At 69.2% G+C, this 12258-nt stretch carries 13 protein-coding genes; 8 read left to right on the top strand and 5 right to left on the bottom strand.

Translation table 11 applies throughout. From position 1 onward, the window contains the following. Window positions 1–77: 77 nt before the first annotated feature. The 4 genes from leuC (at window position 78) to murA (ending at window position 4770) form a co-directional block, all read left to right on the top strand. A complete protein-coding gene (leuC, locus tag QSK05_RS17050; RefSeq protein ID WP_285598215.1) occupies window positions 78–1547 on the top strand; it encodes a 3-isopropylmalate dehydratase large subunit in 1470 nt (489 codons plus the stop codon). 63 nt (window positions 1548–1610) lie between these two features. Further along, on the top strand, window positions 1611–2207 hold the full coding sequence (gene leuD / locus QSK05_RS17055) for a 3-isopropylmalate dehydratase small subunit (RefSeq protein WP_285598216.1): 597 nt from the start codon (window positions 1611–1613) through the stop codon (window positions 2205–2207). Window positions 2208–2464: 257 nt separating this feature from the next. Next, window positions 2465–3220: an HU family DNA-binding protein gene (locus QSK05_RS17060; protein WP_285598217.1), complete on the top strand. Its 756-nt coding sequence runs from the start codon at window positions 2465–2467 to the stop codon at window positions 3218–3220. A gap of 233 nt (window positions 3221–3453) precedes the next feature. Beyond that, on the top strand, window positions 3454–4770 hold the full coding sequence (gene murA, locus QSK05_RS17065) for a UDP-N-acetylglucosamine 1-carboxyvinyltransferase (protein ID WP_231487391.1): 1317 nt from the start codon (window positions 3454–3456) through the stop codon (window positions 4768–4770). A 133-nt stretch (window positions 4771–4903) separates the two neighbouring features. On the opposite strand, the gene QSK05_RS17070 is transcribed toward murA, so the two are convergent. Continuing rightward, window positions 4904–5119 (bottom strand): hypothetical protein, encoded by a 216-nt coding sequence (locus QSK05_RS17070; protein ID WP_285598218.1) that lies wholly within the window; start codon window positions 5117–5119, stop codon window positions 4904–4906. A 108-nt stretch (window positions 5120–5227) separates the two neighbouring features. Beyond that, window positions 5228–5905: a 2-phospho-L-lactate guanylyltransferase gene (cofC, locus tag QSK05_RS17075; protein WP_285598219.1), complete on the bottom strand. Its 678-nt coding sequence runs from the start codon at window positions 5903–5905 to the stop codon at window positions 5228–5230. Window positions 5906–6031: 126 nt separating this feature from the next. Here cofC and QSK05_RS17080 point away from each other — a divergent pair, with 126 nt between their 5' ends. Both QSK05_RS17080 and QSK05_RS17085 read left to right on the top strand, forming a co-directional pair. Further along, entirely contained in the window at window positions 6032–6805 is a 774-nt protein-coding gene (locus tag QSK05_RS17080) for a lysophospholipid acyltransferase family protein (protein ID WP_285598220.1), read from the top strand. Further along, on the top strand, window positions 6802–7803 hold the full coding sequence (locus tag QSK05_RS17085; protein WP_285598221.1) for an NAD(P)H-dependent glycerol-3-phosphate dehydrogenase: 1002 nt from the start codon (window positions 6802–6804) through the stop codon (window positions 7801–7803). Before QSK05_RS17080 ends, QSK05_RS17085 begins: the two co-directional genes overlap by 4 nt. Here QSK05_RS17085 and QSK05_RS17090 read toward each other — a convergent pair. Continuing rightward, a complete protein-coding gene (locus QSK05_RS17090; protein ID WP_285598222.1) occupies window positions 7800–8951 on the bottom strand; it encodes a trans-sulfuration enzyme family protein in 1152 nt (383 codons plus the stop codon). The genes QSK05_RS17085 and QSK05_RS17090 overlap by 4 nt on opposite strands. A 100-nt stretch (window positions 8952–9051) precedes the next feature. Here QSK05_RS17090 and QSK05_RS17095 point away from each other — a divergent pair, with 100 nt between their 5' ends. Continuing rightward, a complete protein-coding gene (locus QSK05_RS17095) occupies window positions 9052–10203 on the top strand; it encodes a D-alanine--D-alanine ligase family protein (RefSeq protein WP_285598223.1) in 1152 nt (383 codons plus the stop codon). A gap of 76 nt (window positions 10204–10279) precedes the next feature. Here the strand turns inward: QSK05_RS17095 and QSK05_RS17100 are convergent, their stop codons facing one another. Both QSK05_RS17100 and QSK05_RS17105 read right to left on the bottom strand, forming a co-directional pair. Further along, on the bottom strand, window positions 10280–10846 hold the full coding sequence (locus tag QSK05_RS17100) for a DUF3515 family protein (protein WP_285598224.1): 567 nt from the start codon (window positions 10844–10846) through the stop codon (window positions 10280–10282). A gap of 4 nt (window positions 10847–10850) precedes the next feature. Beyond that, on the bottom strand, window positions 10851–11084 hold the full coding sequence (locus QSK05_RS17105) for an Lrp/AsnC family transcriptional regulator (protein WP_231487456.1): 234 nt from the start codon (window positions 11082–11084) through the stop codon (window positions 10851–10853). A gap of 148 nt (window positions 11085–11232) precedes the next feature. On the opposite strand from QSK05_RS17105, the gene QSK05_RS17110 reads away from it, so the two are divergent. Then, window positions 11233–12252 carry a thiamine-phosphate kinase gene (locus tag QSK05_RS17110; protein ID WP_285598226.1) on the top strand — a complete coding sequence of 340 codons (1020 nt, stop codon included), beginning with the start codon at window positions 11233–11235 and terminating at the stop codon, window positions 12250–12252. Window positions 12253–12258: the final 6 nt, after the last annotated feature.

A 12258-nucleotide genomic window follows, 5' to 3' on the forward strand; every position in this document is an offset into this window, starting at 1 on the left:
CTGGGAACCACGGGTGCCGACAACGGTGCCCGTGAAACAAGCCGAACGGGTTCTGTCCCGGATGGAGGATGATCAGCGTGGGCCGCACTCTGGCGGAGAAGGTATGGGATGCGCACGTGGTGCGCGCCGGCGAGAACGGCGAACCCGACCTGCTCTACATCGATCTCCACCTGCTGCACGAGGTCACCAGCCCGCAGGCGTTCGACGGTCTGCGTCTGGCCGGGCGACCGATCCGCCGCCTCGACCTCACCATCGCCACCGAGGATCACAACACCCCGACGGTCAACATCGACCAGCCGATCGCCGACCCCGTCAGTCGCACGCAGATCGAGACGCTGCGGAAGAACTGCGCCGAGTTCGGTGTCCGGCTGCACTCGCTGGGTGACATCGACCAGGGCATCGTGCACGTGGTCGGCCCGCAGCTGGGGCTCACCCAGCCGGGTATGACCGTGGTCTGCGGAGATTCACACACCTCCACCCACGGCGCCTTCGGGGCCCTGGCTTTCGGTATCGGCACCAGCGAGGTGGAGCACGTCATGGCCACCCAGACGCTGCCGCTGAAGCCGTTCAAGACGATGGCGATCAATGTGGACGGCGATCTGCCCGCCGGAACCAGTGCCAAGGACATCATTCTCGCGGTGATCGCGAAGATCGGTACCGGCGGTGGCCAGGGCTACGTGCTGGAGTACCGGGGATCGGCCATCCGGGCGCTGTCGATGGAAGCCCGGATGACGATCTGCAACATGTCGATCGAGGCCGGCGCCCGGGCGGGCATGATCGCCCCCGACGACATCACGTTCGAGTACGTCAAGGGTCGCCGGCACGCGGCCGAGGGTGAGGACTGGGACGCCGCGGTCGAGTACTGGCGCACCCTGCGCACCGACGACGACGCCACGTTCGACACCGAGGTCCACCTCTCGGCACCCGACCTCGAACCGTTCGTCACGTGGGGTACGAATCCCGGTCAGGGCTCTCCGCTCTCGGCCGCGGTCCCGGACCCGGCGAGCATCGCCGACCCGGACGCCCGCCAGGCCGCCGAGCGTGCGCTCACCTACATGGACCTCACCGCGGGCACTCCGCTGCGTGAGATCGCCGTCGACACCGTGTTCATCGGCTCCTGCACCAACGGTCGCATCGAGGACCTGCGCACCGCTGCCGCGGTCGTGAACGGGCGGCAGAAGGCGGACTCGGTGCGGGTTCTGGTCGTGCCCGGTTCGGCGCGCGTGCGGTTGCAGGCCGAGTCCGAGGGGCTGGACAAGGTGTTCACGGCGTTCGGCGCAGAATGGCGTCAGGCCGGGTGCTCGATGTGTCTGGGCATGAATCCCGACCAGCTGGCGCCCGGTGAGCGCAGTGCTTCCACCTCCAACCGGAACTTCGAGGGACGGCAGGGAAAGGGCGGCCGTACGCACCTGGTCTCGCCGGCCGTGGCCGCGGCCACCGCGGTGCGCGGAACACTCTCCTCACCGTCCGACCTGGAGCCCGCCACCGGTCAGGGCGGCCCCGGTCTCGAGGTCTCGTCGCAGCAGGGCGCTTCCACCGGTCGCTGAGAGGAAGTTTCGGCGGTTCACGCGGTCCACTCAAGACTTCACATCGAAGGAACAGCGAAAACCATGGAGAAATTCAGCACCCACACCGGGGTCGGCGTCCCGTTGCGTCGCTCGAACGTCGACACCGACCAGATCATCCCGGCGGTGTACCTCAAGAGGGTGACGCGCACGGGATTCGAGGACGGGCTGTTCGCCGCCTGGCGTCAGGACCCCACGTTCGTCCTGAACCAGGAGGCCTACAAGGACGGTTCGGTGCTCGTCGCGGGCCCCGACTTCGGCACCGGCTCGTCCCGCGAGCACGCCGTCTGGGCCCTCAACGATTACGGCTTCCGGGTAGTTCTCTCGTCCCGCTTCGCCGACATCTTCCGGGGGAACTCGGGAAAGGCGGGACTGCTCGCGGGGATCGTCGAGCAGGCCGATATCGAGAAGCTCTGGACGGCGCTGGAAAGCCGCCCGGGCACTGAGGTGACGGTCGATCTGACGGCCCGCACCGCCGTCTGCGGCGACCTGACGGTGCCGTTCGAGGTCGACGACTACACCCGCTGGCGGCTCCTGGAGGGTCTGGACGACATCGGGCTGACCCTCCGGCACGTCGATGCGGTGACTGCTTTCGAGTCGAATCGGCCACACTTTCTGCCGACCACTCTTCCGGCCCGCTGAGCCCCCTCCGGCGGCCAAGCGGAATCACCATTCATTACTGGAAAACCTTCTGAGGTAATGAATCTCGTTAAACTCGGCGGCTCGTGCACGGCCTCGGAAGGGGCCGTGCGAGGGCCGCCGAGGGCCGTTTGCGGACCGGTTTTGCCTTGAGACACAACGACAAAACCTCACTCTGTATTGGATTTATAGGCCGGAGTGCGTTTACCTTCATCTTCCATCGGGCTGTCCGCTCGACCCCAAGTACCGGAGGATTGAAAGTGAACAAGGCAGATATCGTTGAGATTCTCCAGGAGCGTCTCGGGGGCCGTCAGTCCGCCGCCGACGCCCTGGACGCCGTGATCGACACCATCACCCGCGCCGTCGTCCGTGGCGAGAAGGTGACCATCAGCGGTTTCGGCTCCTTCGAGAAGGCCGTCCGCAACGCTCGTACCGGTCGTAACCCGCGCACCGGCGAGAAGGTCCGCATCAAGAAGACGTCGGTCCCGCGTTTCCGCGCCGGCACGTCGTTCAAGGCGTACGTCGCCGAGCCGCGCACCCTGCCGAAGCCGGTTGCCGGTTCGACCCGCGCCGCCACCACGCGTGGTGTGGCCGCTGCCGCCAAGGCCGCCGCCCCCACCCGCGCCACGAAGACCACGGCCGCGAAGAAGACCACGGCCACCAAGGCCGCTCCGGCGAAGACCACCGCCGCGAAGACCACCGCCGCCAAGACGACGGTCGCCAAGACCACGGCCGCGAAGAAGACCACGGCCACCAAGGCCGCTCCGGCGAAGACCACCGTGGCCGCGAAGAAGACCGCGACCAAGGCTCCCGTCGCCAAGAAGGCTCCGGCCACGAAGGCTGCTCCGGCCAAGACCACGGCGGCGAAGACCACCGCGGCCAAGACCACCACGGCCCGCAAGACCGCCGCGAAGAAGACCGCCACCACGGCTTCCCGCAGCACCGCGGCCGCGAAGACCCCCGCCCCGACCGCCGCGAAGCGCACCACCACGCGTCGTCGCAGCACCACCGCCTGAGCTCGCTCGCGCGGTACCCGCACCGAACAGCACCACAGCAGCACCACCCCTCCACACGTGGCGGGTGCTCCGGCTGAACGCCGGGACGCCCGCCACGTGGCTGTTTTGGTGGCCGGGACGACTCGGTGGCCGTCCGGACTTCAGTCCCGGCCGACCTGGACCGACGCCAGTCACATGAGGTCTTGTCGGGACTGGAATTGGTACCTGGCCCGACGTGGTCCACGATGTCCTTCATGAACGACGTACTCACCGTGCACGGCGGCACCCCGCTGGTCGGCAGCATCCAGGTCAGGGGCGCCAAGAACCTGGTTTCCAAGGCCATGGTGGCCGCACTCCTCGGTGACGAGCCGAGCGTGCTGCGTAACGTTCCGCAGATCCGCGACGTGGGAGTCGTCAGCGGGCTGCTGGAACTCCACGGAGTTCATGTCGAGGAGATTCCCGGCCCTGAGGGCGAACTCCGTCTCGACCCGAGCAATGTCATTCAGGCGCACGTCGCCGACATCGACGCTCACGCGGGGTCCAGCCGTATCCCCATTCTTTTCTGCGGTCCTCTGCTTCACCGGCTGGGAGAGGCATTCATTCCCGATCTCGGTGGGTGCCGGATCGGTGACCGTCCGATCAATTACCACATGGATGTGCTGCGGCAATTCGGTGCGGTGGTCGAGAAGGAGCCGAACGGAATCGCCATCCGCGCACCGCGGCGGCTGCAGGGCACGAAACTCAAGCTGGAGTACCCCAGCGTCGGCACCACCGAGCAGGTGCTGCTGACGAGCGTGCTCGCCGAGGGCGTCACCGAGCTCACCAACGCGGCCATCGAGCCCGAGATCATGGACCTGATCGCGGTGCTGCAGAAGATGGGCGCCATCATCAGCGTCGACACCGACCGGGCGATCCGGATCGAAGGCGTCGACCGGCTCGGCGGTTTCACCCACCGGGCGATGCCCGACCGGATCGAGGCCGCGTCCTGGGCCAGCGCGGCGCTGGCGACCAAGGGCGACATCACCGTGCTGGGTGCCCGTCAGCAGGAGATGATGACCTTCCTGAACGTGTTCCGGAAGGTCGGAGGCCTCCTCGACATCGGCGACGACGGCATCCGGTTCAGCCACCCCGGCGGGGAGCTCAACTCACTGGTGCTCGAGACCGACGTGCACCCGGGCTTCGCGACCGACTGGCAGCAGCCGCTGGTCGTGGCCCTGACTCAGGCCAGCGGCCTGAGCATCGTGCACGAGACGGTCTACGAGAACCGGCTGGGCTTCACCCACGCGCTCAGCCAGATGGGCGCCCAGATCCAGCTCTACCGTGAGTGCCTGGGGGGCCGGCCGTGCCGTTTCGGCCGCCGTAACTTCATGCACTCGGCGGTCATCTCGGGCCCGGCCAAGCTGCACGGCGCCGACATCACGGTGCCTGACCTGCGCGGCGGGTTCAGCCACCTGATCGCGGCGCTGGCCGCGGAGGGCACCTCACGGGTGCGCGGGATCGGCCTGATCGACCGTGGTTACGAGCACTTCGAGCAGAAGCTGCAGATGCTCGGGGCCAACTACGAGCGCTGATATTTCCTGATCCGAACATCCCCGCCGGGCCGTTGGCCGGGCGGGGATGTTGTGTTTGCGAGCTTGAGGACGCGGGTACGCACCCAGGGCGCGCGTGCGCGCGTCGGTGCCGGCAGGCGTCCGAAAGCGGATTTCAGGGGAGCGGCCGGTCGGCCGCGCCGATCGTGCCGAGCGTCAGGCTGACGATCTCGTCGCCCTCCCGGACGGCGGAAAGCCGCTGACCAGGGCGCAGATGACGCAGACCGCTGTGCTCCAGCGCCCGGGCGGTGAAGGGCAGCACGTCGCCGGAATCGGTGAGGACGGACCCGGAGCCGGTCTCGGCGTCGTAGCGGTACACGGTGGCCTGCACAGGAGCAGCGTAGTCAAAGCGGGGCGGCCCCAAGCCTTTGTTCGTGATCATGCCAAACCTCCCCGGGGAGGTTTGGCATGATCACGAACAAAGGGTTTTGCTGAGGACTCAGTTCGGGTCCAGCGCCGCTCTCGTCCGCCGGCCGAGGCCGATCTGCCGGGCCACCGCCAGGTCGGCCTGGGTGTCCACGTCGCGGCGCAGGGCCGGGAGGTCCAGATCCAGCCGCCGGGCGCCGGACTCGGTGTGCCGGCGGGCCGACTCCGGACCGAACGAGGGACGCAGGGTCGACGGGTCGGCGGCGGCCAGGAGGACGGTGCCGATGCCGTCCGCGTCCGGGACGAAGACCATGCCGGGGCGATCGTCCTTCGTTGTCAGCGCCTCCCAAGCCCGCTGGAGCGCCTGGTCGAGGTCGGGCGGCCTCAGGGCCGGGAGGTCACCCAGCAGGACTGCACAGGGCCCCTGGAGCCCGTCCAGGCCATCGGTGATGGCCGCGAGGAGTCCGGCCCCGGGCCGGGACTCGTTCCGAACGGTCGCGCCCGCGGCCGAGGCAGACTGTGTCAGAGAGGAATCCGCGGTGACCACGACGACCCGTGCCACCCGCTGCGCGGCCACGACCGCGTCCAGACAGTCCAGGGCGATCGCACTGGCCAGACCGGGTGGTGCGGCCAGTCGCGACTTGGCGTTCGGGCCGCCCTTGAACGGCAGGACCATGGTCCAGACCCGGTGGGACCCTCCCGAAACCCCGGTGACCCCAGGACGCGTGGTGCGGGCGTCGTCCTCAATCATGATGTCCGGGTTCCCCGGCGGTCGGCGGGAGGGCGTGGGGACGGCAAGATGGTCTGATGGCGTCGCGTCGATGCATGCGCTGATGTCCCGGATGCAGAGGTCTCGGAATCGGAAGGTGGCACTCTGGTGAGTCGGCGGAGGATCGGCGGCTGGTACCGGCTGGCCGTGATCGTGCTGAAACCGGCCCTCCTGCTGACGACGAAGAGAAACTGGCGGGGTGCCGAGAATCTTCCGGCCACCGGCGGGGTGATCACGGTGACCAACCACATCTCCTACGTCGATCCGTTCACCTTCGGGCACTTCGTCTACGAGCGGGGCCGGCTGCCACGCTTCCTGGCGAAGGAGAGCGTGTTCCGGCTGCCGCTGCTCGGGCGGCTCGTGCGTGGTGCCGGGCAGATTCCGGTCTACCGCGATACGAACGACGCCGGCGCAGCCTACTCGGCGGCGGTGACAGCGGTCCGGGCCGGCGAGTGCGTCTCGTTCTACCCGGAGGGCACGCTGACGCGAGACCCGGGTCAGTGGCCGATGCGGGGCCGGAGCGGGGCGGTGAGGGTGGCCCTGGAGACGGGGGCGCCCCTGGTACCGATCGCGCAGTGGGGTGCCCAGGAGATCCTCCCGGCCTACTCCAAGCGCTTTCACCTGGTGCCCCGGCAGACCGTGTGGGTGAGCGCCGGGCCTCCCGTGGACCTGAGCCGTTTCGCCGGTCAGCCGGTCACCGTGGCCGTGCTGGAGGAGGCGACCGGGCAGATGATGAACGAGCTGACGGCGCTGCTGGAGGAGATCCGCGGCGAGACGGCGCCCGCACAGCGGTACGACCCGCGGACCAGCGGGAACACCTGGTACGGCAATCCCAACCCGAAACAACCGAAACAGCAGAAGCGGAAGAGGTCAGGACGATGAGTCGCGTCGCGGTGATGGGCACCGGATCCTGGGGGACCACGTTCGCCGTGGTGCTCGCTGATGCCGGCTCCAAGGTGACGATGTGGGGCCGCCGCCCGGAGGTGTGCGAGGCGATCGCCGGGCGGCACGAGAATCCCGACTACCTGCCGGGGCTCGAGCTGCCGCACACGATCACGGCCGACCCCGATCCGGCGGTCGCGCTGGACGGCGCCGACATCGTGGTGCTGGCGGTGCCTGCGCAGACCCTGCGCACCAACCTGGCCACCTGGAAGCCGCTGATCGGGCCCTCGGCCGTCACGGTCAGCCTGATGAAGGGCGTCGAAAAGGGCACCCTGAAGCGGATGAGCGAGGTCATCGGCGAGGTCCTGGAGATCGGCCCGGAACGTAATGCCGTGGTGTCCGGCCCGAACCTGGCCGCCGAGATCGCCGCCCGCCAGCCCACCGCCACCGTGGTCGCCTGCACCGACCACGACACCGCCGAACAGGTGGCGGCGGCCTGCTCCGCCCCCTACTTCCGGCCGTACACCAACCACGACGTGATCGGCGTGGAACTGTCCGGTGCGGTGAAGAACGTGATCGCGCTGGCCGTGGGCATGGTCGAGGGCATGGGCCTGGGCGACAACTCGAAGGCCTCGATCATCACCCGGGGCCTGGCCGAGATCACCCGCCTGGGCGTTGCTCTCGGTGCCGAGCCGGCCACGTTCGCGGGTCTGGCCGGGATGGGCGACCTGGTCGCGACCTGTGCCTCGCCGCTGTCCCGCAACCGCACCTTCGGCGTGCACCTGGGGCAGGGCATGACCGTCGACGAGGTCGTGGCCATCACCAACCGCACCGCCGAGGGAGTGAAGAGCACCGGCGCGATCCTGGGTCTGGCCCGCGAACACGGCGTCGACATGCCCATCGCCGAGGCGGTGACCGGCGTGGTGAACGGCGAGGTCCCGCTGTCCGAGCTGGCCGGGAGCCTGCTCTCCCGGGCCCGGAAGTCGGAACTCGCCTAACGACCGGCGGCGTCGAGGGCCTGTGACAGGTCGGCCCACAGGTCCTCGACATCCTCGATCCCCGCCGACAGGCGGATCAGCGATTCGGGTACCAGCTTCGACTCGCCCCCGTGCCGGCGCCGGCGCTCCAGGCTGGACTCCACCCCGCCGAGACTCGTCGTGTGGACCCACAGTCGCGTGGCGGCACAGACCTTCTCGGCCTGCTCCGCGGAGCCGTTCAGCTCGAAGGAGAGCATCGCCCCGAATCCGCGCATCTGGGCGCGCGCCAGCTCGTGCCCCGGGTGACCGGGCAGGCCCGGGTACCGCACCTTCGCGACGGCCGGGTGATCACCCAGCCGGCGGGCCAGTTCGGCGGCGTTCGCACTCGCCCGTTCCACCCGCAGAGCCAGGGTGCGCAGGCCGCGCAGGACCAGCCAGGCCTCCATCGGGCCGGGGATGGCTCCGTTGATCGTGCGGTGGCCGTGCAGGCGCTGCTGCAGCTGCGGCGACTCCTCCGCCGTGACAACGATTCCCAGGAGTACGTCGCTGTGCCCGCTGAGGTATTTCGTGGCGGAGTGCACCACCATGTGCGCACCGAGTGACAGCGGTTGCTGCAGGAGGGGCGTGGCGAAGGTGTTGTCCACCGCCGTCAGGACCTCGCGCGAGCGGGCGGCGGCGATGATGGTGGCCAGGTCGGCGACGTCCATCAGGGGGTTCGTCGGGGTCTCCAGGATCACCAGGTCGGCCCCCTCCAGGGCGCCCACCACGACATCGGTGTCAGCCATCGGCACCGGGCGCACGGCGAGCCGGCCGGCCGCGGCGAGTTCACCGGCGAGCTGGGCGGTTCCGGAATATGGCGCGTCCGGGATCACCACCGTGCCGCCGAGGGGCACCAGGTTGAGCACCGCCGAGATGGCCGCCATGCCGGAGCCGAAAGCCAGTGCCGGACCACCCTCCAGCGCCCCGACCGCGTCCTCCAGGGCGGTCCAGGTCGGGTTGCCCCACCGGCCGTAGCCCAGATCACCCGGCTGGTGCGAGAAGTCGGAGGCGGTGTAGGTGGACGTAAGCACCACCGGCACGTTCATCGGCTGGTTCGGCGTGCCCGCGGGGCGGCCGGCCGTGACCACGAGGGTGGCGGAAGCCAGCTTGCCCTGGGAGGAGTCACTCATGCGCACAGAGTAGAAGGTGGCTGGTGTCACCCGTGCAGGCCCCAGGGTGCGGGGGTGCGCCCGGGATGCGCACCTCGAATCCCCGGTACTCTCCCCGGTCATGGACGCTATCCAGCCCGTGACTTCCACGGATCCGGGAATCACGGCCCCCCGCAAGCCCCGGGTGGCCGTGCTCTTCGGCGGGCGCTCGAGCGAGCACGCGGTCAGTTGTGCCACCGCCTCGTCGGTGCTGCGCGCGATCGATCACGACGCGTACGACGTGATCCCGATCGGTGTGACCAACACCGGCCGCTGGGTGCTCGCCGCCGACGACCCCGACCGCTGGGCGATCTCGGCCGGGGTGCTGCCCCAGGTGAAGGACGGCGACGGCCCGGGCGTCATCGCCCCGCTGCAGACCACCGACAGCAACCTTCAGGTGCTCGAGCCCGGTCAGGTGCCCCGTGAGCTCGGCCAGGTCGACGTCGTGTTCCCGCTGCTGCACGGTCCGTTCGGTGAGGACGGCACGCTGCAGGGCCTGCTCGAGCTGACCGACATCCGCTACGTCGGCGCCGGCGTGCTGGCCTCCGCGGCCAGCATGGACAAAGCCGTGATGAAGGTCATGCTGAAGGGCGCGGGCCTGCCGATCGGCGAGTACGTCGTGGTGCGGCCGGGCGCCTGGGAGCGAGACCCGGACGCCGTGCGCGACGACGTCGAGGAGCTCGGCTGGCCGGTGTTCGTGAAGCCGGCCCGGGCCGGTTCCAGCGTCGGCATCAGCAAGGTCGACGGTCCGGAGGACCTCGACGCCGCGATCGCCGAGGCGCTGAAGCACGACCGCAAGCTGGTGATCGAGGCGGCCGTGGCCGGACGCGAGATCGAGTGCGCGGTGCTCCAGGCGGCCGACGGCAGCGTCGCGACCAGCCTGCCCGGCGAGATCGAGTTCGTCGGCGAGCACACCTTCTACGACTTCGAGGCCAAGTACCTCGACAACGCCACGAAGCTGAGCTGCCCGGCCGACCTGCCCCACGACGTGCTCGCGCGGGTGCGGGACCTGTCGGTGCGCACGTTCGAGGCGATGAACTGCGAGGGCCTGGCCCGGGTCGACTTCTTCGTGCAGGCCGACGGCAGCGTGGTGGTCAACGAGATCAACACGATGCCCGGCTTCACCAGCTCGTCGATGTACCCGCGGATGTGGGCGGCCACCGGCCTGGAGTACCCGGAGCTGATCGACCGGCTGATCCGCACGGCTCTGGCCCGTCCCACCGGCCTGCGCTGAGACATCTGAGACATCGGATGCCGGGTCCCCTCACGAGGGGCCCGGCATCGGTGTTTTGCTCAGCTGGGTGTTTTGCTCAGCTCGCGCTGGTGCTCGGTGCCGAGTCCACCAGGTCCGAGCACTGACGGGCGGTGGTTCCCAGCGGTTTCACGGCCTTCTCGAGATCGACGAGGGCAGCGGTGGCTGCGCTGCGTTCCACCGAGGTCGGCACCTGCACCTGGACAGCCGGATCGCGGCCGTAGGTGATGAACGTGTACGCGGTCGAGGTCTCGCTGAACACCCAGGCCACATCGTTGATGTCGATGCACCGGTCGGTGGTCGGGCCGGTCGGTGTGGCTCCGCAGCTCAGTGAGATCGCTGGATCACCCCAGGTGGCGATGCCGGTGGGCTCCTGGGTGGTGTTACGGGCCCGGGAGAGCACAGTCTCCGGCAGGCGGTCCATCAGATCGGTGCAGGCGGCAACGGCGGCATCCGGGCCCGGGGTCAGTGAGGGAACGTCGGTGTTCCCCGCTGACGAACCGGATCCGCATGCGGCCAGGGCCACCAGTGTTCCGGTCGCCCCGAGAGCCACCGGAACAGCGATCAGGGCCCGGCGCCGAGGCCGGACCCTGTACTGGCCGATGTCACGCAGGACCTGGCGCATCAGCTCACATCTTCACAACAGTGCAGGTGAGCGTGCGGGTGATTCCCTTCACGTCCTGAATCTTCGCGATCACGCCGGAGCCGAGCTCATCGACGGAGGGGGCCTCGATCCGGGCGATGACGTCATAGGGGCCCGTGACGTCCTCGGCCAAGGTCACGCCCGGGATCTGAGCGATCTCGGTGACGATCGACGTCGAGCGCCCGACCTCGGTCTGGATCAAGATGTAAGCCTGCACCACCACGTGTTTCTCCTGTCCGAACTGCCTGAGGGTCTGCAGAGGCTCCACGGTGCGGGCCGGTCTCAGACATTGGGCGGTCACGCTACCGTGTCGATCCGCAGCCGCAGCAGAGGGTTGACCACATCGAGGCCGAAGGTTGGGGATCAGTTTGGGTACGGCCCGGGACGAACCAGACCGGAACGACCCCTCCATCGGTACTCTGGGTGAGGATTCCCTGGTGGCCGGTGTACTCGATCGTTATCCCTCAGCGCCCTGGCTGACCGTGGGCCCGGGGGACGACGCAGCAGTTCTCGACCTGACCGGCCCGCTCGCCGGGCCGCTCGTCGCGTGCACCGACACCCTCGTGGAGGGCCAGGACTTCCGCCGCGACTGGTCAACAGCCCGTGACATCGGGATCAAGGTCGCTGCACAGAATTTCGCCGACGTCGCCGCCATGGGTGGCAGGCCTCACACACTTCTCGTGAGTCTGACCACTCCCGCAGATGTCCCGGCGTCGTGGGCCAACGAGATGGCGGACGGTCTGGTCGCCGAGTGTGCCCGGGCCGGTGCGGTCGTGGCCGGGGGAGATGTCTCGGCCGGGTCCGAGATCGTTGTGACAGGTACCGCACTCGGCACTCTGGCGGGTCCGCGGGCGGTTCTGCGGTCGCAGGCCCGGGCCGGGGATGTGGTGGCCGTCACCGTGGGCAGTGGACGTTCGGCGGCGGGCTGGGCCCTGTTGCGGGCCTTCGGCGGTGCCGCGGCCGACGACCTGGAACCGGCGCTGTCGGCCCTGGTGCGTGAGCACCGCGCCCCGGTGCCGCCGTACGAGGCCGGTGTCGAAGCCGCGCTGGCCGGGGTGAATGCCATGATCGACACCAGCGACGGCCTGGTGCGCGACGCCGCCCGGATCGCCCACGCGTCCGGCGTCGTGCTCGACCTCGACCCCACCGCACTGGTGCCCACCCCGGATCTGCTGAGTGCTGCGTCGGTGCTGGGGATTTCCGCGCAGGAGGCGCAGGACTGGGTGCTCACCGGTGGTGAGGACCACGCCCTGCTGGCCTGTTTCCCGCCCTCGGTCCCGGTGCCACCCTCCTTCCGGGTGATCGGCGTGGTGCGCGACGGCGAACCGGGTGTGTGGGTGGACGGCAGGCCCTTCAGCGGTGAGGGCGGCTGGCGGCACTGGAGCTGAGGTCAT

The sequence above is a fragment of the Kineosporia sp. NBRC 101731 genome (genome assembly GCF_030269305.1).
Classification (GTDB): Bacteria; Actinomycetota; Actinomycetes; order Actinomycetales; family Kineosporiaceae; genus Kineosporia.

Coding starts and splice junctions, on each gene's coding strand:
- leuD (WP_285598216.1), top strand. CDS start 1,611: ATGGAGAAATTCAGCACCCACACCGGGGTCGGCGTCCCGTTGCGTCGC.
- murA (WP_231487391.1), top strand. CDS start 3,454: ATGAACGACGTACTCACCGTGCACGGCGGCACCCCGCTGGTCGGCAGC.
- cofC (WP_285598219.1), bottom strand. CDS start 5,905: ATGATTGAGGACGACGCCCGCACCACGCGTCCTGGGGTCACCGGGGTT.
- QSK05_RS17085 (WP_285598221.1), top strand. CDS start 6,802: ATGAGTCGCGTCGCGGTGATGGGCACCGGATCCTGGGGGACCACGTTC.
- QSK05_RS17090 (WP_285598222.1), bottom strand. CDS start 8,951: ATGAGTGACTCCTCCCAGGGCAAGCTGGCTTCCGCCACCCTCGTGGTC.
- QSK05_RS17095 (WP_285598223.1), top strand. CDS start 9,052: ATGGACGCTATCCAGCCCGTGACTTCCACGGATCCGGGAATCACGGCC.
- QSK05_RS17100 (WP_285598224.1), bottom strand. CDS start 10,846: ATGCGCCAGGTCCTGCGTGACATCGGCCAGTACAGGGTCCGGCCTCGG.